The 2,077-nt window shown below is 66.2% G+C and carries 2 protein-coding genes; both read left to right on the top strand.

What is annotated here, in order from left to right; all coding sequences use genetic code 11:
- The coding region (locus EN935_RS33005; protein ID WP_164771567.1) for an efflux RND transporter permease subunit at positions 1-1,038 on the top strand (1,038 nt) is incomplete at its 5' end.
- Between the two features lie 193 nt (positions 1,039-1,231).
- Positions 1,232-2,077 (top strand): CocE/NonD family hydrolase (locus tag EN935_RS33000; RefSeq protein ID WP_127374075.1); only part of this gene is annotated, 846 nt, incomplete at its 3' end.

The following is a 2,077-nucleotide window of genomic DNA, read 5'->3' as shown; positions in this document are numbered from 1 at the left end:
GTGCACGACGATTGGTTGGAGCCGGTGCCGGCGATGAAGCTGGTCATCGACCAGGATCGTGCCCGCGCGCTCGGCGTCACCTCGCAGCGCATCCGCCAGATGCTGCAGGCATCGATGTCCGGCGCGCCGCTCGACGATTTCCGCGACGGCGAGGAGACGGTGTCCATCGTCGCCCGCGAGCCGGATGCCAGCCGCAGCCTGCTGTCCTCGGTCGACTCCGTCTACATCCCGACCGATTTCGGCGGCTTCGTGCCGCTGTCGCAGGTGGCCAAGGTTGTCCCGGTGCTGGAGCAAGGCATCGAATGGCGCCGCGACCGCCTGCCGACCATCAGCGTGCGGGCAACGCTGCCCGACGGCGTGCAGTCCAACGACGTCGTCACCAAGCTCTACAAGGACATGCAGGGCCTGCGTGACGGTCTGGCTCCCGGCTATAAGATCGAGATCCAGGGCGGTGCCGAGGATTCGGCGGAAAGCCAGGCCTCGATCGCCGCCAAGGCACCGATCATGCTGGCCATCATCGTCGTGCTCTTGATGATCCAGCTGCAGAATTTCGGCAAGGCGATGCTGGTGCTGGCGACCGGTCCGCTCGGCATCATCGGTGCTGCCGCCGCCCTTTTGATCAGCGGTGCGCCGTTCGGCTTCGTCGCCATCCTCGGGGTCATCGCGCTGCTCGGCATCATCATGCGCAACTCGATCATCCTGGTCGACCAGATCGACCAGGACATTGCCAAGGGCATGGAACGCTCCGAAGCGATCATCGGCTCGGCTGTACGCCGGTTCCGGCCGATCGTGCTGACGGCGATGACGGCCGTGCTGGCGCTGATCCCGATCTCGCGCGCCGTGTTCTGGGGGCCGCTCGCCTACGCCATGATGGGCGGCATCGTCGTCGCCACCGTGCTGACCATCCTGGTGCTGCCGGCGGGCTATGCCCTGTTCTTCGGCCGCGAGCCCAAGAAGCGCGGTGCCGCGGAGCCGACCGACGATCTGGAGCTGAGCCAAAAGGCCGACAAGCCGCAACTGGCGCTGGCCGCCGAATAAAGATCGCAGGCCGGGCGATACCGTCCGGCCGGCAAGGTTTGCTTCCACCATCCAACGCCACGATCTCTCGCTGGTCCGCCCGAACGGCGCAGAGCTTAAACGGCATTCGGCGCCAAAAAGCGCGCGGCGGGATTGCGCCTTAAATCGCCTTGTTGTACGAACGTTCAACAAGGCGATTTAACGAGTGCCTGCCGTGGTACGGACCGAGTTCCCCTTTGCCGTCGAAACCGTCGATCCGCTCTGGATCACGCTGGCCGACGGCACGCGCATCGCCGCCACTTTGTGGCGCCCGCGCACCAATACCAAGGTGCCTGTCGTCGTCGAGATGGTGCCCTATCGCCGGCGCGACGGCACCGTGGCCCGCGACATCGATATCCACCCCTGGCTTGCCGGCCACGGCATCGCCTGCGCCCGCATCGATATCAGGGGCTCGGGCGATTCCGACGGCGATCTGGCCGATGAATATCTGCCGCGCGAGCAGGAGGACGCCTGCGAGATCATCGCCCATCTCGCCGCACAACCCTGGTGCAACGGCAATGTCGGCATGACCGGCATTTCCTGGGGCGGCTTCAACGCGCTGCAGGTGGCGGCGCGCCGGCCGCCGGCTCTGAAAGCCATCATCACCAACTGCGCCACCGACGACCGCTACGCCGACGACATCCACTATATGGGCGGCGCGCTGCTGACCGAGCAGGAGATGTGGTCGAACTTCATGCTGGTAAAGAAGGCGATGGCGCCCGACCCGCAGATCGTCGGCGACGCTTGGCGCGCCATGTGGGCCGACCGCCTTGCGGCGACAAGCTCACTGTCGGAAATCTGGCTGGCGCATCAGCGCCGCGACGACTACTGGCGGCAGGGCTCGGTCTGCGAAGACCACGCGGCGATCGAATGCGCGGTCATGGCCGTCTGCGGCTGGGAGGACAGCTACTCCAACTTCGTGCCGCGCCTGCTCGAACATCTGCCGGGGCCGAAGCTCGGCATCGTTGGCCCCTGGTCGCATGCCTATCCCTGTCGCGGTGCGCCTGGGCCGCTGATCGGC

Source organism: Mesorhizobium sp. M7D.F.Ca.US.004.03.1.1 (genome assembly GCF_003998635.1).
Taxonomy (GTDB): Bacteria; Pseudomonadota; Alphaproteobacteria; order Rhizobiales; family Rhizobiaceae; genus Mesorhizobium; species Mesorhizobium loti.
The sequence above is the reverse complement of the archived record's forward strand: the minus strand, read 5'-3'. Positions and strand labels throughout refer to the sequence as shown.